Raw genomic sequence first — 17484 nt, forward strand, 5'->3', positions numbered from 1 at the left:
AGACAAATGCCGGACGATTTTGCAAATGAAGGACAGGGCCAGATACCAACCAACCTACGGTTGCTGGTCCTGTTGGAAGAAGTTGCAAAGGCGGGTGTCCCTGTCACACCGTCGGCTCTGAAGGAAAGTCTGCAATTGCCCAAACCAACCCTGCATCGGCTGTTTCACACGGCCGAAGCATCCGGTTTCCTACAGCGAGATATTGATGGCAAGTCCTATGGCCCCGGCCCCAGGCTGCGGCAACTTTCCATCAATACGGTCTCTTCGCAGCGCCTCAGAACCGTGCGTCTGGCAATTCTGCGCAGTGTCGCTGAGAAGATCGGTGAAACCTGCAATATCGCGGTCCCCGACCGGGATGGGATGACCTATCTTGACCGCGTAGAGACACATTGGCCCTTGCGTATTCAACTGCCTGTTGGAACGCAGGTACCGTTTTACTGCACCGCCAGCGGCAAGATGTTCCTATCCTCCCTGAGACCCGCTTATCTGGACCGGTTTCTCTCCAATGCGCGGCTGGAAAGACGTGCACCCGGAACGATCACCAGCAAGGCCAAGCTCAAAGAGGAAATCGAGGCAACGCGCAAGCGCGGATACTCGACCGATAATCAAGAGTTCATGGAGGGTATGGCTGCGATTGCCGTCCCCATCCTGGACGACCGCAAACGCCTTGTGTCGACATTATCGGTCCATGCGCCGTTGCAGCGTCAGGATTTGGCCGGTTTGGCCAAGAACATTGATGCGTTAAAGACCGCAGCGCAGGAGCTTACCGCGCTGATCAACAGCTGAGGTTCTGAACATTGTGCCAGAGGTGGACCTGTGCCTCCTCCTGCCGTCCACGTACCTTAACCGGTTTCACATCGCTCGAAGGCTGCGAAGCAGGGGTACCGAGCCCTTGCATCAATTCCTCGGTAGCTGCAATGACCGCGCTTTCCGATTTGGCTACTTCCATCAAACGGCTGGCCAGATTGACAGTATCACCGGCAACCGAGACCTGTTGATGCCGCTCACCCCCCAGCCGCGAGAGCACCACCTCACCACGATGAATGCCGACGCGGCACCCGAGTACGGGCGTCCCAACGACCGCCCGACCCAGACCCCGCACATCATCAACCAGCTCAAAACCAGCCTGTAATGCATTATCCGCGCTGGGTTTGACGGCATCCGTCATCCCGAAAACGGCCAATGCACCATCGCCCATGTAATTCAGAACGATGCCATCGTGTTCTTCGACCCGATTGGCAATCACCTGATGGAACCGTTTCAGGAAATCTTGCGTATTAGCCGGGCCAAGCGCTTCGGACAATTGGGTGAACCCGCTGAGGTCCACGAAAAATACGGAAAGGATCATCGGGGTTGGCTCTTTCAGGAATGCCGGGTTCTCTGAAATCATCTCGGCCAGAGCAGGTGACTGAAACTGCTTGAGCGCGGCAAGGGCGCGCGCGCCGAGACTGGCTTTGCGCTTCTCGCGGAAGTAACGCAGCGCCGATCCGGCGATCATAGGCAGGCCGGCGCTGGCCAGCGGCACAGCGGCACTGAGCCAGATGCCATTCGAAAAAGCAAACCAAACGACCGCCATATAGGCCCCGAGCGCCCCAAGCGCCAGCGGTATGCCCGTAGACAAAGGCAGGCTGAGTACCAGAACCGTGCAAATCAGGGCAAGCCCAATCGAGGCTCCCACATCTGCCCATCGGGTAGTCATATCACGCTGCAGGGTCTCACCACCCAGCAATTGAGAGACCGCCGTGGCAATGACCTCAACCCCGGGTGTGTCATCCCCGAAGGCGGTGGGAAACCGATCCCCGAAGGCCGTTGCAGTATAGCCGATGACGACGGCTTTGCCACGCAGCTGTGCGTCGTGATTTCCCGCCAGAACATCCAGGGCAGAGAGGGTCGGCAAGGTTCCCTCCGGACCAACCAGCCGAAGCGGCATCTGCATACCCAAATCCAGAGGAATGACCATGCCCGCCAAGGTCACGGCATCCTCGGAGACCCTCGGCTCTGCACCAGCGAACAAGGCAGCGACACGCAGCGGCAAAGAGGGCTCAATGCCTTGGTCCGTCAGGAAAACAACCGGCATATGGCGCGGCGTCCCGCTGGCGTCGGTCGAGACATTCACCAATCCGGTCATAGCAGCACTGGCAAAAATTGATTGCGGCCTGAGCACCGTGTCAGGTGTCACAATTTCCCAAGGTGCATTGGATTGCGAGAAACTTCCTGCGGAGGCTATCACCGTGGGGACACTGGCCAGTGCCGCCGCCAGCTTGTTATGGGTTTCCGGAGCACCGGCATCGGCCAGGATCACGTCGAGCCCCACAACCTTGGGTTCTGCGGCACTTACGCTCTCGATCACTTTGGCCAGGAGCAACCGGCCTTCGGCAGCCGTATCGCGCGTGCCTTCTATGGTCGCGTTGTCGATTGCGACAATGATAACATCCCCGGCAGGGTCGACCGGGCCCGTCAAGGCGAACCGGTAGTCCAGAAGCACCGCTTCCAACCCATCCAATCGACTGCTGGTCCCGGAAATATGGGGAAGAGAAATCCAGTAAACCCACAAAGCGGCCATGCCCAACGCGATGACGCCGGTCCAGAGTGGGGACGCAGATACGGTTTTCATCTCCCGAAGCGTGCCATCAATGCCGCGGCACGTTCCTCCCCCCAAACCCCAACCTCGGACGCGCCTTGCGAAGATACATCAATGCCCTCGCCTGCGCGCACCAAGGCCACTGGCGCTTCGGCCCCAAGCGGTGACACGGAAACTTCGCCCTGCACGACAAACACCGCCGTCGACGTCTCCGAAACATCGACCACGAAAACTGTGCCGCGTACCGCCGCGATCGCATGTGGCGTTCGGATTTGAGGGCGCGCCTCTCCGGGCGTCACCTCAAGTAAAACTGCGCCGTTTTTCAGGTCGAGTTCAGCCTCGTCACCGTCAGTAAACGCCATCTCGGCGACAGCCTCGATCTCGAGGATGATGCCAAATGCACACCGCAGAATATCACGCTCGGGATCGTCTGCCTTGGTGATCTCACAGTTCGGAGGCACCTGAGCGATCGCAAAGCCTGGTGGCAAAACGATACCAATCAGAAACAGCGCAACAACAAATCTGGCAAAAATCATCATATGTACTCTTTCAAAACAATAGGGTGCGCAGTTCCGGCAAGGATGCGATCCACCAGCCAAATGATTAACATTATTTTTGCCTGCGCTAAAGACACTCGCGCGTGCAAGGCGGATAATGGCAAAGCCGATGAATTCTTCGGTTTTCTGAAGGTTACCGCTGCGTACGCCCGTTTAAGCGCGCGGCAAGGCGATTGACGCACGTTGGGGCAGATCACAACTGTCTCATGGGAAAACCAATGGCCGATACCTCAAGCTGCCTGTCTTTGCCGTTCATTCAACCGAACCAGGCCCAGAAACACGTCACGCACAATGAAGCCTTGCGGATCCTCGATATCCTGACCCAATTGGGCGTGCAGGCCGATGACCAGCCCGTGCCACCTGCAACACCCGCTGAAGGAGACCGCTATATCGTCGGGGATAGCGGGACAGGCGACTGGGCCGGGCACGACGGGGATATTGCGCTTTTTGAGAACGGCGTCTGGCAGTTTTTCACCCCGAAACCCGGCTGGCGCGCCTATGTGATCGGGCGGGATTCCCTGATTGTGCATGATGGCACGGATTGGATCGATCTGGACAGCGCCGAGCTGCAGGAGATCGAAGCCTTCGGGCTTGGTATGATCTCCCTGCCCTCATCCCCTTTTTCCGCCAAGCTGAACGCAGCACTCTGGACCGCGCTCTATCGGGATGATGGTGGCAATGGCAGCATGATTTCCACCCTGAACAAGGAAGCGAGCGGGGACGATGCCGGATTCATCCTGCAACAGGATTTTGAAACGCGCGGTCTCTTTGGCCTTTTCGGCAGCGATAATATTCGGCTGGCGACATCTGCGGATGGCACCAGTTTTCATGACGGATTGATCGTGGATGCGGGTACCGGCGTGGTCGATCAGCCCAACTTGCCGCGCTTCAAGGGTGTGACGAATTTCGACAACTATCTGTCTGCGGATGCATGGACCAAAATCGCCATCAACCTGACCGAGTTCAACGATCAGAATGCGTTTGATTCAGCAAACAATCACTTTGTTGCCCCGGCGGCTGGCAGCTACGTTTTTGCTGCCGCGCTGACATTCAAGCAAAACGCATCAAACCAGGCCCGGATTGGCGCGCGCCTGCTCCGAAACGGCGCAGAAGTGATCAGTGGGTCGTTGGGCGAAAACACCGGGCCGCATATCTCGGAGCAGACGTGCCTGAACATTCAATGCATGGTGCTGTTGAATGCCGGGGATACGGTCGAATTGCAGGGACACCTGCGCGGATTTGATGGATATTTCCTGGCTGATCAAACCAGTTTCTGGGGATATAAGGTCGGATAATCCAACCAGATCACGAGAGGGCTACTTGCACACTGTAACCCTGTCCGGTCCCGCTGAAGACAATGGCCACTGCCTCACGGTAGTGGCTGTTTCAACATCGTGAACCTGGTTTCTGCGCTCTTGACCGTCGTTCACAGAACGGATCGCAGCTTGTTGACCTGAATGCCCATTTTACTGTCTTTGCCATTGCTCTAGGATGACGCCCAGCTTCCTGCGGAAACTGCGGCAGCCCCCTAAAGAGCAAGGCCCATGCACCTCCAGTCCCACCATCCCTACCCTTCTCGCCGATCTGCTGTTGCTGCGGACAACCTCGTCGCGACATCACATCCGCTGGCCGCCCAGGCCGGTTTGTCCATGCTCTATCAGGGCGGAAATGCAGTAGATGCGGCCCTGGCCGCCGCCATAGCGCTCACGGTCGTAGAACCAACAGGCAATGGTATTGGTTCAGACGCCTTTGCGATTCTTTGGGATGGCGCAGAATTGCACGGTCTGAACGCGTCCGGGCGATCCCCCGCCAACTGGACCGCTGAGCGTTTTTCCGGCCACGCGAAGATGCCTTTTCACGGATGGGAAAGCGTGACCGTCCCCGGGGCCGTCTCGGCCTGGGTCAATCTGTCAGAGAGATTTGGCAAACTGCCTTTCGAAAAACTGTTCGAGCCAGCAATCGGCTATGCGCAGAACGGGTTTCCGGTATCTCCCGTCATCGCCGCCCTTTGGCAACGTGGCGCTGGACAGCTCTCGCATCAGCCGGGTTTTGCTGAAACGTTCATGCCCGACGGGCGGGCCCCCAAAGCAGGTGAGTACTTCAAAAGTCCCGGGCACGCGCGAACTTTGAAACGCATTGCCGAGACAAAAGGCAAAGCCTTTTACGAAGGTGATATTGCTGAAGAGATCGCAGCCTTTGCCGCTGAGCATGATGCGGCCCTGACCCTGGATGATCTGGCCACGCACCGCGCGGACTGGTGCGGCACGATCAGCAAAGGGTTTGACGACAGTATCCTGCATGAAATTCCGCCAAATGGTCAGGGCATTGCGGCGCTTATGGGATTGGGCATTCTGTCGGGCACCAACATCCGCGATCTGGACGCAGACGACCCGCAGGCACATCATTTGCAGATCGAGGCCATGAAACTGGCGCTGCGCGACGCAGAACACTACGTGGCCGATCTTGATCACATGCGCAATATCACCGTGTCTGACATGCTTGATGACGGGTATCTGGCCGCACGTGCGCGCGAAATTGACCCCAACCGCGCCAGTGATTTTGGCGTTGGCGCGCCCAGACACGGCGGCACCGTCTATCTGAGCGCCGCTGACGCCAGTGGCATGATGGTCTCCTTTATCCAGTCGAATTACGCAGGCTTCGGCTCGGGTGTTGTGGTGCCCGGCACCGGTATCGCCTTGCAAAATCGCGGAGCCGGTTTCTCGCTTGATCCAAGCAATCAAAACGCCGTTGGCCCGCGCAAAAGGCCGTTTCACACCATTATCCCCGGCTTTCTGATGGATCACGAGGGGCCGGTGATGAGCTTTGGCGTGATGGGCGGGCCCATGCAGGCCCAAGGCCATGTGCAGATGGTGCTGAGAACGCAGCTATTTGGTCAGGACCCGCAGATGGCCGTTGATGCGCCGCGCTGGCGCGTGACGGATGGACTGGGCGTGGCCTGCGAAACCACCATGCCCGCAGAGGTTCTGGAAAGGCTGCGCGCCATGGGTCACGACATATCGCTGGAAACACCGGACAATGCCTTTGGTTTTGGCGGAGCACAACTGATCCACCGATTACCGGGCAAAGGCTATGTTGCCGGGTCCGATCCGCGCAAAGACGGCATGGCGGTCGGTTTCTAGTTTTTGGGCGTGTGACGCGTGACGCCAAAACCGATGGGTTTGCGCCTGTTGCCGGGCAAGGCCGGGTCCGGGCCCCAAATCGCCTGATAGGTGTCGACGGCCATGCCACGGCGTTGAAAAAGGATTGAAAGTACCAACAGGCCGACCCACCAGAGCGACAGGCACAGCCACATCCAGTTGGGCGCATTGGCCTGCCACAACCCGGCCAGAATGGTTGCAACCGACAGGATCAGGGCCGCGTATCCGGCCGCTTTGTGGACATATTCAAAGGCAAGACGGCGCGGGGTCATGTCGAAGTGATCCCCATGCAGTGAACCGTCGGCGGCAGGTTCCGTCGGGCCGCCCTTGGTGCCGCGCAGAATACCGCCCAGTATTTGCACCAGCGCCAGCGCCAATACGGTCCACCCCAGCCACATATGCGGGCCGGTAAGGGACACAAAAGGGGGTGCGATCAAGATCAGAATGAGCCCGACACACATCAGGACACAGGCCGAATATTGACAAACCCGGTGCGTGTTCCACCAGAAATGGCTGTCCAGATGAGCGGGCCAGTTCTGTCCTGGAAATACTTTGAAGTAACGCGCAATAAAAATGCCGATTGGCACCAGCACGCCCCAGGCGATCACCATGAACCGTGCGTGCCAACTCAGATGCCAGCCCACGTCATGCGCGCGGGTCACATCCATCGGAGCCAGCAGCCACTCCATCATCAACCTTTGACCGCGCCCGCGGTCATGCCAGTGATGATCTGTCGCGACGCCACGAAGGTGAAGATGATGGGCGGAATTGCCAGCAACATGCCCGTTGCCATGATCACCCCCCAGTCGATGTCAAATTCGGTGATGGAATTCACGATGGTCACCGGCACCGTGCGCGAATTGCGATCCGCCAGCGCATTGGCCAGCAGGAATTCGTTCCACGCGACCCGGAAGGTGAAAATCGCCGCTGCCGCCAGTCCCGGTTTGATCAGCGGAAGGACGACAAGGAAAAAGACCTGAAACGGACCCGCCCCGTCCATACGCGCGGCCTCCTCAAGCTGGATAGGCACCTGAATGATGAAGCTCTGCAAGATCCAGATGACGAAGGGCAGGTTCATTGCCACATAGACCAGAATGATCCCTGCGCGCGTCCCGTCGATCTGAAACTGGAAGGTCCAGATGCCAAAGACCGGCACCAGCAGCACCGCCGGCGGCACCATGCGCATGGCCAACGTGGACAGGGACACCGCATCCCGGCCCATGAAGCGGAAACGCACCAGCGCATAGGCCGCCATGCAGCCGATCACCAGTGTCAGCACGGTCGAGACCAGCGATATGATCAGGGAATTGACCAACGCGCGCCCGAAGGTCTTGTCGCAATAGTCGATATGGGGCGCTTCGTACCAGAGAAAGTCGCACAGCGCGGTTTCGTAGTTGCGCAGCGTTGGCATGAACAGAAGCGACGAGCTGTCGGACATGATGTCCACATTCAGCTTCAGCGAGGTCGTCAGCATCATCAGGATGGGGCCAATGGCCATGACGACGAGCGCCACAAGCAGCGCATAGAATGCCGGGTTCTGTTTTTCGTAGGTCCTGTCGGCCATCAGATGTCCTCCTCCGCGGCTTTGCGCAGACGGGCGGTGCGCGCCTCGACCGCCTTGTTGTAGGCGAACATCGCGAAGGTCAGGATCACCAGCAGGATCAGCAGGTAGTTCGACATGGCCGCCGCCTCCCCCAACTCGCGGAACTCCGACGCAGTTCGGGAAATGCGCAAGGACAGGATTTCGGTCGACAGACCCGGCCCGCCGTTGGTGAGCACAAGGATGACTTCGAGCACCTTGAAGGCATCAATCAGCCGCAGCAGCAAGGTGACAATCAAAACCGGCATCATCAGCGGCAGCTTGATGTAGAGCACCTGCTGCCATCCCGTGGCACCATCAATCCGGGCCGCTTCCATGGCAGATTGCGGCAGCGATTGCAGCGCAGCCAGCGACAGAATAAAAATGAATGGGGTCCATTGCCAGATGTCGGCAATCACCACGGAGGCAAAAGCCCAGGACCCATCGGACAACCACGGGATCGGATCGAGCCCAAGTGATTTCAGCGTGCGGTTAAAGACACCGACAGACGGGTGATACATGTAGCGCCACATGAGACCCACAACGATGGGCGCAATCATCATGGGCAGGATAAAGAGTGTGCGCAGCACCGACATGCCGCGGATATTCCTGTCGAGCAGAAGCGCCAGCCCAACGCCAATGACCATCTCCAGACTGACCACAACGGCGGCGAATTTCAGCGTAACAAAAAAGCTTTCGCGAAAAGCGGCGTCGCCCAGCAGGTTGACATAGTTCCGCAATCCGACAAACTCGGCCTCACCAATGCGCTGGCTGGGGTTCCAATCCAGAAAACTGGCGTAGATCATGTACCCGATCGGGTAGAGCAGTGCCACCGCCATGACCAGCGCCGCCGGGGCGAGGAACAGATATGGCGTCACCCTGTTTATGTTTGCGCTTTGCATGATCTCATTTCCGGGAAAGCCGTGGTTCGGTCGGGCGACGATCTTGTGCCGCCCGACCCCTCTGGGAGAGGGTTACTGCCAGGTGTAGTACCCGGCCTCATCCATGATGGCCCGCGCCCGTTCGGCGACACCGTTCAGGGCTTCCTGCGGGTCGAGCCCCTCAGTGAGAACCTGGCTCATGGTGGTGCCGATATCGGCGTTGATCTTGCCCCATGTCGGGATGATCGGACGCCAGTCAGGATCGGCATATTTCAGCGCTTCGCCAAAGGTCGCGGAGTAGGGATATTTCTCATTCAGCGCTGCATCCTGATAGGTGGAGAAACGCGACGGGTTGCCCCCGGCCATGGCCACAAGAAGATCGCCTTTTTTCGACGTCAGCCACTGCATCAGCAAAAAGGCAGCTTCCTTGTTCTGCGCATTTTTCGGAATTGCGATGCCGAAACCACCGGTTTGCGAGCCTCTGCGCACGCCCTCGGGGTGCAGCGCGTAGCCGACCTTGCCCGCCACCTTCGATTTGCTGGGGTCTTCAAACCCGGCGGCAAAGGCGATGCTGTCCATGAACATCGCAGCCTGCCCCTGACTGAAAGCGGCAGCGGCTTCGGCGGGGCCGAATGTCTGGCTGCCTTCCGGACCGCAATCCACGATGGTTTTCAGCGCGTTGGCGGCAGCAACACCGGCCTCATTGTTGATGATCGGTTCCCATTTGTCGTCGAAAACACGCCCCCCCAGAGGGGCCAGATGCAACAGGAACGCGTGAGATGCCTGGTGGCCAGAGGCTGCGCGCGACGCCATGCCGCCCATGCCCGGTTCCACTTCGGGCACCTTGCAGGCCGCATCCAGCAGTTGGTCATAGTTTTGCGGCACGTCGATGCCGTGCTTTTCAAAGATGTCTTTGCGATAGGCCAGAACGGATGTCTCAGACCCATAAGGGATGCCGAAAAGCGATCCTGTTGCCCCCGGAAGATACCCTTTGAACCCGCCTGCAACACCGATGTTGGCGACATAACCGTCAATCAGGTCTTCGGCGTCATAAGCCGGATCCGCCAGCTTGGGATCCATGAAGAAACGTGCGAGGTTTTCAAGCTGGTCCGCAAAAACATAGTCCGCCTTGGAGAAAACCACATAGGCGATCATGTCATAATCGCCTTCGGATTTGGTCAGTTCCAGCGTCTGTTTCTCGCGCATCTTGAGGTACTGGAGTTGGTCGACCTCAACCTCAATGCCGGTCTCTTTGGTGAACTCCGGCAGGACTTTCATCATCGCATTGTAGTGCGGGTGTGCCGGTACGTTGATCACCAGCGTGGTGCCGGCATAGGGCGCATAGGGCCCGCCGTGGCCGTCCGCAAGTGCGACCCCCGCCATGGAGACGGACACCGCCGTCCCCGTCAGAACTGATTTCAGTGATAGCATTCTTGGTTCCTCCCTAATGCCAATTTCGGCCTATGTCAGAGCCTGAGCCCTGTTGATTTGTCGAAAATCATGATTTCGTCAGTAAGCACGCCAAACGTCCGGACAGCGCCGGATTTAATCGGGGTGGCACTTTGTGTTTCCACCAGAACATCCGCCTCGCCGCAGCGCGTCACCAGAACGGATTGCGCGCCCAGGTATTCAGATACGATCACGCGCAACTCAATCGCCGCCCCTTCGGTGCCTTCAGAGACAAAGCTCGATGGTCTGAGCCCCAATGTCACATCCTTGGACTTGGTATTTTTGACGTCGGCCGTAGTTTCAGGGCTCAGCGGCAGCGCATAGCCCGCGCCGCGCACCCACATGGCGTCGCCTTCCTGCGTCAACTCCCCGTCCAGAAAATTCATAGTGGGCGATCCGATGAACCCCGCCACGAATTTATTGACTGGTCGTTTGAACAGCTCTTCGGGCGTGCCCTGTTGTTGGATGAACCCATCGCTCATCACAACGATCCGGTCGCCAAGCGTCATCGCCTCGACCTGATCGTGGGTCACATAGACCATGTTCTTGTCGATGGTATCGCGCATCTCGGCAAGCTCGGCACGCATCTTGCCGCGCAGTTTGGCGTCAAGGTTCGAGAGCGGTTCATCAAAAAGGAAGGTACCCGCATCACGCACCAAAGCACGCCCCATCGCCACGCGCTGACGTTGCCCGCCGCTAAGCTCCGCTGGTTTGCGGTCCAGCAGATGCGCGATGTTCAGCATCTTCGCGACGCGTTGCACTTTTTCTTCGATTTCGGATTTCGGCACCCGCGCCAGACGCAGCGCAAAAGACATGTTCTTGGCGATGTTCATATGCGGGTAAAGCGCGTAGTCCTGAAACACCATCGCAAGATCACGCTCTTTCGGATCCAGCCTGCTGATGGGTTTTTCATCGAAATATATCTCGCCGCCGCTGAGCGTTTCGAGACCGGCGAGCATTCTGAGCGTCGTGGATTTGCCGCATCCAGACGGACCAACCAGCACGGTGAATTCACCGTCATCCAACGTCAGATCGAATGGCGGCAGCACCTCTACCGATCCGTAGATTTTTGACACTTGATCAAAGATAATTTTTGGCACGTGTTCCCCCACCAACACCGCGGCAGCGATGTGACTGATCGCGCCTCTAGAGTGCACAAAGGGCTGGCAATCCCGAAGGGAAAAAGCGATAAACAACGTTAGCGTTAACGTATTGCAACCGACAAGCTATTGATAATAATAGATATCTAGGTGGACAGGTAAATGGCCAGACGTGGTAAACTCACGAAGATTGAGGACGTTGCGGCCAAGGCGAATGTCAGCATCATGAGCGTGTCACGGGCCATTCGAGGTGTTGAAGGGGTTTCTGAAAAGAAACGCGCCGAGATTCTGAAGATTGCCCGGGAATTGAAATATGTGCCCAACAGCAATGCCCGATCCCTGGCGGTGGCGAACTCAAACTTGATCGGAATTTCACTACCGACATTTGCGGGCGAGGTCTTTGCCGACATCCTCAACGGCATGCGTAAAACGTTTGAATCCGCCGGTTATGCGAGCGTGATCGACACAACGGAATACAGCCCGGACGCCGAACTCAACTGGGTGCGGCGCCTGTTATCATGGCAACCCGCCGGGATTATCCTGACAGGCACGGATCACCGGCCGGAAACCGTGGAGCTGCTGCGCGCAGCACCCATTCCGGTTCTGGAAATCTGGGATGAGGCCGAAAATCCCATAGATATCTGCGTCGGCATCGATCACTTCAAAGCCGGACAGATAATTGGGGAACACGCCGTCGCCCTGGGGTATGAACGGCCCGCCTTTGTCAGCACCGCGCGGGGCCATGATACGCGCGCCGATGCGCGTCTTGACGGTGTTCGGGAGGTCTTTGGCAGGCTGAAATCTGTCGCTGTCGCGTCTTCCAGACCAGAGGCAGGGAACACCTTCGCGACCGGCTTTGAAGGAACAGCCGCACTTCTTTCGGACGATCCACCGGACATCATCTGCTATCTGAACGACCACATGGCGTTTGGCGGCATGATGTGCTGCCAGTCGCGGGGACTGTCTGTTCCGGAGGATATTGGCATTGTCGGGTTCAACGAGCTTGATCTGGCCAGCGTTTTGCCGATGCAGCTTACCACGGTGCGAACTTTGCGAAAACTGATGGGCATTGTCGGCGCACGCAATTTGCTGGCTCGGATAAACGGGGCCAAAACCGATGTCAAAACGGTACTCCCGATTGAGTTTGTCGCCGGTCAAACCACGCGGCAACAAGGGGGCAAATGATCAGCAATAAAACGAAACGCCCGCAGAGAACGTCAAATCTGAGCCGTCGAAAACTCCGTTGCAATCCGGTCAATGAGCGCATCATCATTGCCACCGATAAGCAGGTAGTCATACCCGTCACGCGCCCATCGGGCGGCGCTGAGACCTTCCATTTCGCTCAATGCCGGATCTGGCGTGTCAGCCACGTTTGACCGAATGATACAGAGGGCCACCGGCTCACCGGTGCTGGTCAGAAACGCCAATTGTATAAGGGCACGCCCATTGAAACTCAGCACCTGCGCACGCTTGTATTCCACCTCGGGCAGTGTCTGAAGGGTCCCAACACCAACCGATTTACCTATAGCCGCGGTGACCCTGTCGAGTTCGGCTTGCTTGGCGGTCTCGGTCTGGTCGATGTGCGCCAGGGTGCTGTTTGAGTAGAGCGCCTGATAAGCGGCGACATAGTCAACCCAACCCGGGGTTCTTTGACCTGAAGAGTAGGCCCCGATGCCGATCCCTATTGCCAGCGCCACACTGGCTGCCAGTGCCATTCCAGCGATCTGGAATTTCGGTGCATGCAAAGCGGGCTCAGGTAATTTCGGCATCGGTCGTTCATCCGCTTTCAGCAGATCAAAACTGGCCGCAATACGCGCCGTGTCCACGGTCAACGCCGCAATGCGCGCGCCAAGCGCCGCATCGGTTTCAGCCGCCTGCGCGATATCTGCCACCGGGGCCAAATCATCCTCGCCGTCCAGATAGGCGACAAGTTCTTCATCGGAGAAGTATCTATCTTGCATCACGCGCCTGCCCTTCTTCTCTGAATTTCTGACCCAATGTCGCGCGGGCTGTCGCCAGTCGGCTCATGACGGTGCCCAGGGGGATGTCCAGTATCATGGCCGCATCCCTGTAAGAGTACCCTTCAACATAGACCAATACGACTGTCGAGCGCTGCGCCTCCGGTAAATGCAGAACGGCCATCATCACCTCGCGGTTTATCGCAACAGCCTCGGGACCCGGTTCAGGGCTGATGATATCAGCTTCTTCGATGGCGACCAAACCGCCCCCTGCCCGCACAGTATTCTTGCGGATTTCACTGACCCAGAGGTTATGAGCGATGCGAAACATCCACCGGTCCAACCTCGTGCCGATCTCGAATTTCTCGGCTTTTTCCAGGGCGCGTAACACTACAGCCTGCGCCAGGTCGTCCGCACGTTCTGGCGTGCCGGTCAACGTCAAACTATAACGCCAAATGCGCGGGAAAATCACGGGAATACCTTCCCGAACAACCTGCTGTGCATTGTTGTTACGCCAGAGTTTCACCTGATATCCTTAGCCGAGGGTACCGATTACCGCATTCATTTTTCACCCGCAGCGATGAGATATGCAATGACGTCCTGAATCTGCTCCGGTTTTTTCAAGCCCGGAAAGGCCATCTTGTTGCCGGGAACCACTTCTTTCGGCTTGGCAAGGAACGCTGCGAGCGTTTCTTCGTCCCAAACCAGATTGGCCTCGGCCATCGCGCCCGAATATGAAAACCCTTCCACGGCCCCCGAAGAGGCGCCAACGATCTTGTAGAGCGATGGGCCGGATTTGTTCTTATCGGCTTTCGCTTCGTGGCAAGCTTTGCACTTCTTGAAGACCTTCTTGCCGGCTTTTGGATCACCTTCAGCAAAACTCTGGGTCGCCAGGCAACACGCGGTCGAAAGACCAATCAATAGCATTTTCACTTCTTCACTCCTGTGTTCGAACAGATCACCACCGCGTTGCACCAGTCGGCGCAACGCGGTCGTGTCACTCGTTAACAACCTACTTTTCAAAAACCATACGAACTGAAACGGGCGTCACCCGGGTAATCCCTGGCAGGCTGGCAAGCTCCATAAGTTTATCGACGCCAGCATTGATCCCGAGATCTTCTGTTGAAAGCATGATGAAATCAGCCGTTGTCACCAACACGCGGTCTTCGCCCAGACGGGCGACGAGCATCTCCGCTTCGACATCGGTTTGAAGTCCGGCGAAGGCCAATGTGCCTTCGACATCGACGAGCGTGGTCGCACCTACCGCCAATGCGTCGACCTCGGCCATGTCCAACTCACCGCTCAGTACGGCTGTGGCTTTGCCAGACTGAAACACATGCTCCATCATCCGTTCGTTGCGAATATCGATGTTTGTCTCGACCGAAGACAAATCAATGGTGACCACCAGATCGCCCGCTTCGCTCACGGTGCCGCTTACGCCACTAAAATGATGTACCTCGCCGACCGTGTCTTTCTTGATCGACCCGAATGCTACGCTGGATTCAGCTTCGACAGACGCCCAATTTGCGTGCCCTCCGGCGAAGGCTGTGGAAGCCATCAGGGCAGTGGCGCAGGCGACATTGGCAAAAAACTTCATGAAACATTTCCTCCGAGTTTCCTGTGAACTCAAAGGGTCCACATAAAGAAAACGCGTGGCGCCGGAAATCTATACAAAAAAAAATTCGACGCCAAGAGGCGCACTGCATAACATCAAGAATTCGCCCCGCTTGACACGAGCGAGGCGACCAGGCTGACAAGGCGCCGGATCAAACAGATCGTGTGATCCCGCCGTCCACACGGATGTTCTGCCCGGTGATATAGGCACCTCCCGGAGAGGCGAGAAAGGCCACGACACTGGCAATCTCGTTCAGCGAACTGCCGTAGCGGCCCATCGGGATCATCGCGCGGAATTCGTCCTTTTCGGGCAGGCTGTCAATGAAACCGGGCAGAACGTTGTTCATCCGAATATTCTCGGCGGCATATTTATCGGCGAAGAGTTTGCTGAATGCTGCCAGCCCCGCGCGCATGACACCCGATGTGGGAAAGACCGGGTTCGGCTCGAACGCGGCAAAGGTCGAGATGTTGATGATCGCGCCGCCGCCCTGTTTCTGCATGATCGGGGTCACCAGCCGCGTCGGGCGCACCGCATTCAGGAAATAGACATCCATGCCCGTGTGCCAGTCTTCGTCCGTCAACTCCAGCACCGGCGCGCGCGGGCCGTGACCGGCGGAGTTAACGAGCACATCAATCCGACCCCAATGGTTCATCGCCGCATCCACAAGCCTTTGCAAATCTTCTTCGGACTGGTTGGTGCCCGTGATACCGACACCGCCCAGTTCCTTTGCCAGCGCTTCGCCCTTGCCGGAAGACGACAGGATGCCCAGTTTGAACCCATCGGCTGCCAGCGCGCGGGCACTGTCCGCCCCCATGCCGCTACCACCCGCCGTCACCAGCGCTACTTTGACGTCTGTCATTTTCTGTCCTTTTGATGCAGGCAGCCAAAGCTGCGTTAAATGTCTTCACCCAGCCGCCGGGCCTTCTCGACGGCAGCGATCTCATCGTCCGTTAATCCGTAATCGGCCGCCGCCACATCCGGCGAAATATAGCCGCGTGCCAGGTCACGTTTGACGCGGGCCTTGTCACGTTCTGCCGCGACGCCGTAGCCGGCCCCGCCGGGGAAGGCCAAAACAACTCTGCGCCCGTGTGCCACGAACTGCTTGCCCTTGCCGCGCATCGCCGCACCGTCGTCGCGCGCGATGGTTGTGGGCGCACCGGACGCCCCGCCGCGCCGTCCGCGCGCGGGGTGCCCCACGCGGTCAAACATCGCCTGAAAATCGAACTCATGACCCTCGCGCGCGCCCACTTCCATGTGCTGGCCCAGCCCGCCGCGCTGCTTGCCTGCACCGCCTGAATCGGGGCGCAACTCCTTGCGCCAGATGATCACCGGACCCGCATGTTCCGTCGCCTCAATGGGCATGGTCATCACCCCGGACGGAAAAGCGGTGGCATTCAGCCCGTCATGGGCGGGGCGCGCGCCGGAGCCGCCGGAGTTGAAGGTCAGCACTTCGGAGCGCATCGCACCCAGTGGCGCTGGTGCATCGGTGCGGGGCCGCAGGCTGACCTGAAAATTGCACAGACATCCCGCTCCTTCGGCAGGCACAACCCCCGGCAGAATCTTGTCAAGCGCCGCATAGACCGTGTCGGGCACAAAATGGCCCACGATGTGACGCAGAGCCACCGGGGCCGGATGCAGCGCATGCACGATGGAGTTCTCAGGGGCTGCAATCTCGAACGGGGCCAGAGAGGCGGCATTGTTGGGAATTTCCGGCGCAATCGCACATTTGAGCGCATAGCAGGCATAGGCTTTGGTGTAGACCAGCGGGCAGTTGATGCCTTTCTTGTCGAGCCCCGAGGTGCCTGCGAAATCCGACAGGATGCGGTCCGCCTCGATGGTCAGCGTCACTTTGAGCGTGATCGGCGTGTCGAACCCATCCACAGTCATATCGCCACTGGCCTGCCCACGCGGCAAAGCGGCAATGCGCTCCAGCGTGGCGCGCCGCGAATTCTCCAGAATGAACGCGGCAATGCCATCGAGGTCGGAAAGGCCAAATTCCGTCATCATGGCCGTCAGGCGGCGATGTCCGATCTCGTTACAGGTGGCCAGCGCATGGATATCCCCGATAAGCTGGTCTGGTTCGCGCACATTGCCACGGATGATGCGCACCAATGTGTCGTCCACAGACCCAGCGTCGGCAAACTTCATGATCGGAATATAGAGCCCTTCTTCATAGACGCTGGCCGCATCCGCACCGAAACCACGCCCGCCGATGTCCACGATATGCGCCGTGCAGGCGAAAAACCCCACCAGCAGCCCGTCGTGGAACGAAGGCGTCACCATGGTGATATCGTGCAAATGGCCGGTGCCTTCCCAGGGATCATTGGTGATGTAGACATCCCCGTCGACAATGTTCTGCCGCCCGATCCGGCGAATGAAATGCGCCACTGCGTCGGCCATGGCATTGACGTGCCCCGGTGTCCCTGTGACCGCCTGCGCCAGCATCTGCCCGTGGGTGTCGTAAACGCCCGCCGAAAGATCGCCCGCTTCGCGCACCGACGTCGAAAAAGCGGTCCGCACAAGGGCCTGGGCCTGTTCCTCAACCACCGAAATGAGGCGGTTCCACATGACCTGATAGGCGACGTTGGAATGTGTCTCTGCCATGG

General features: G+C 58.2%; 17 protein-coding genes. 4 read left to right on the forward strand and 13 right to left on the reverse strand.

Annotated features, from left to right (window positions below):
* The first annotated feature begins 6 nt into the window (after positions 1-6).
* Positions 7-786 (forward strand): IclR family transcriptional regulator, encoded by a 780-nt coding sequence (locus tag ACOTTU_RS12525; protein ID WP_425658433.1) that lies wholly within the window; start codon positions 7-9, stop codon positions 784-786.
* Here the strand turns inward: ACOTTU_RS12525 and ACOTTU_RS12530 are convergent.
* Both ACOTTU_RS12530 and ACOTTU_RS12535 read right to left on the reverse strand, forming a co-directional pair.
* Positions 776-2614, reverse strand: a complete 1839-nt coding sequence (locus ACOTTU_RS12530; protein WP_425658435.1) for a CHASE2 domain-containing protein — start codon at positions 2612-2614, stop codon at positions 776-778. The genes ACOTTU_RS12525 and ACOTTU_RS12530 overlap by 11 nt on opposite strands.
* Entirely contained in the window at positions 2611-3120 is a 510-nt protein-coding gene (locus ACOTTU_RS12535) for a FecR domain-containing protein (RefSeq protein ID WP_425658437.1), read from the reverse strand. The genes ACOTTU_RS12530 and ACOTTU_RS12535 overlap by 4 nt, the downstream gene beginning before the upstream one ends.
* 236 nt (positions 3121-3356) lie before the next feature.
* On the opposite strand from ACOTTU_RS12535, the gene ACOTTU_RS12540 reads away from it, so the two are divergent.
* Together ACOTTU_RS12540 and ACOTTU_RS12545 are read left to right on the forward strand one after the other, a co-directional pair.
* Positions 3357-4433 carry a DUF2793 domain-containing protein gene (locus ACOTTU_RS12540; protein WP_425658438.1) on the forward strand — a complete coding sequence of 359 codons (1077 nt, stop codon included), beginning with the start codon at positions 3357-3359 and terminating at the stop codon, positions 4431-4433.
* A 249-nt stretch (positions 4434-4682) separates the two neighbouring features.
* Positions 4683-6278 (forward strand): gamma-glutamyltransferase family protein, encoded by a 1596-nt coding sequence (locus ACOTTU_RS12545; RefSeq protein ID WP_425658440.1) that lies wholly within the window; start codon positions 4683-4685, stop codon positions 6276-6278.
* Here ACOTTU_RS12545 and ACOTTU_RS12550 read toward each other — a convergent pair.
* The 5 genes from ACOTTU_RS12550 to ACOTTU_RS12570 form a co-directional block, all read right to left on the reverse strand.
* Positions 6275-6988 (reverse strand): cytochrome b561 domain-containing protein, encoded by a 714-nt coding sequence (locus ACOTTU_RS12550; RefSeq protein ID WP_425658442.1) that lies wholly within the window; start codon positions 6986-6988, stop codon positions 6275-6277. The genes ACOTTU_RS12545 and ACOTTU_RS12550 overlap by 4 nt on opposite strands.
* On the reverse strand, positions 6988-7860 hold the full coding sequence (locus ACOTTU_RS12555) for a carbohydrate ABC transporter permease (protein WP_425658444.1): 873 nt from the start codon (positions 7858-7860) through the stop codon (positions 6988-6990). Before ACOTTU_RS12555 ends, ACOTTU_RS12550 begins: the two co-directional genes overlap by 1 nt.
* Positions 7860-8753: a carbohydrate ABC transporter permease gene (locus tag ACOTTU_RS12560; RefSeq protein ID WP_425658446.1), complete on the reverse strand. Its 894-nt coding sequence runs from the start codon at positions 8751-8753 to the stop codon at positions 7860-7862. The genes ACOTTU_RS12555 and ACOTTU_RS12560 overlap by 1 nt, the downstream gene beginning before the upstream one ends.
* A 96-nt stretch (positions 8754-8849) precedes the next feature.
* The gene (locus ACOTTU_RS12565) at positions 8850-10187 is read right to left on the reverse strand and encodes an extracellular solute-binding protein (RefSeq protein WP_425658448.1); all 1338 of its coding nucleotides are present in this window, start codon (positions 10185-10187) and stop codon (positions 8850-8852) included.
* A gap of 35 nt (positions 10188-10222) precedes the next feature.
* Positions 10223-11305, reverse strand: a complete 1083-nt coding sequence (locus ACOTTU_RS12570) for an ABC transporter ATP-binding protein (protein WP_425658450.1) — start codon at positions 11303-11305, stop codon at positions 10223-10225.
* A gap of 162 nt (positions 11306-11467) precedes the next feature.
* Here ACOTTU_RS12570 and ACOTTU_RS12575 point away from each other — a divergent pair, with 162 nt between their 5' ends.
* Positions 11468-12490 (forward strand): LacI family DNA-binding transcriptional regulator, encoded by a 1023-nt coding sequence (locus ACOTTU_RS12575; RefSeq protein WP_425658452.1) that lies wholly within the window; start codon positions 11468-11470, stop codon positions 12488-12490.
* A gap of 32 nt (positions 12491-12522) precedes the next feature.
* Here the strand turns inward: ACOTTU_RS12575 and ACOTTU_RS12580 are convergent, their stop codons facing one another.
* The 6 genes from ACOTTU_RS12580 to ACOTTU_RS12605 all read right to left on the reverse strand — a co-directional run bounded on the left by ACOTTU_RS12580 (position 12523) and on the right by ACOTTU_RS12605 (position 17482).
* On the reverse strand, positions 12523-13266 hold the full coding sequence (locus ACOTTU_RS12580; RefSeq protein ID WP_425658454.1) for a hypothetical protein: 744 nt from the start codon (positions 13264-13266) through the stop codon (positions 12523-12525).
* Positions 13256-13789: an RNA polymerase sigma factor gene (locus ACOTTU_RS12585; protein ID WP_425658456.1), complete on the reverse strand. Its 534-nt coding sequence runs from the start codon at positions 13787-13789 to the stop codon at positions 13256-13258. Before ACOTTU_RS12585 ends, ACOTTU_RS12580 begins: the two co-directional genes overlap by 11 nt.
* Positions 13790-13824: 35 nt before the next feature.
* The gene (locus ACOTTU_RS12590) at positions 13825-14190 is read right to left on the reverse strand and encodes a c-type cytochrome (RefSeq protein WP_425658958.1); all 366 of its coding nucleotides are present in this window, start codon (positions 14188-14190) and stop codon (positions 13825-13827) included.
* 85 nt (positions 14191-14275) lie between these two features.
* Positions 14276-14860, reverse strand: coding sequence for a YceI family protein (locus ACOTTU_RS12595; RefSeq protein WP_425658458.1), 585 nt, complete (start codon positions 14858-14860; stop codon positions 14276-14278).
* 169 nt (positions 14861-15029) lie between these two features.
* Positions 15030-15737, reverse strand: a complete 708-nt coding sequence (locus tag ACOTTU_RS12600; RefSeq protein WP_425658460.1) for an SDR family oxidoreductase — start codon at positions 15735-15737, stop codon at positions 15030-15032.
* A 35-nt stretch (positions 15738-15772) separates the two neighbouring features.
* The gene (locus tag ACOTTU_RS12605; RefSeq protein WP_425658462.1) at positions 15773-17482 is read right to left on the reverse strand and encodes a hydantoinase B/oxoprolinase family protein; all 1710 of its coding nucleotides are present in this window, start codon (positions 17480-17482) and stop codon (positions 15773-15775) included.
* Positions 17483-17484 lie beyond the last annotated feature (2 nt).

This window comes from Roseobacter sp. EG26, from assembly GCF_049830555.1.
In the GTDB taxonomy this organism is placed as follows: Bacteria; Pseudomonadota; Alphaproteobacteria; order Rhodobacterales; family Rhodobacteraceae; genus Roseobacter.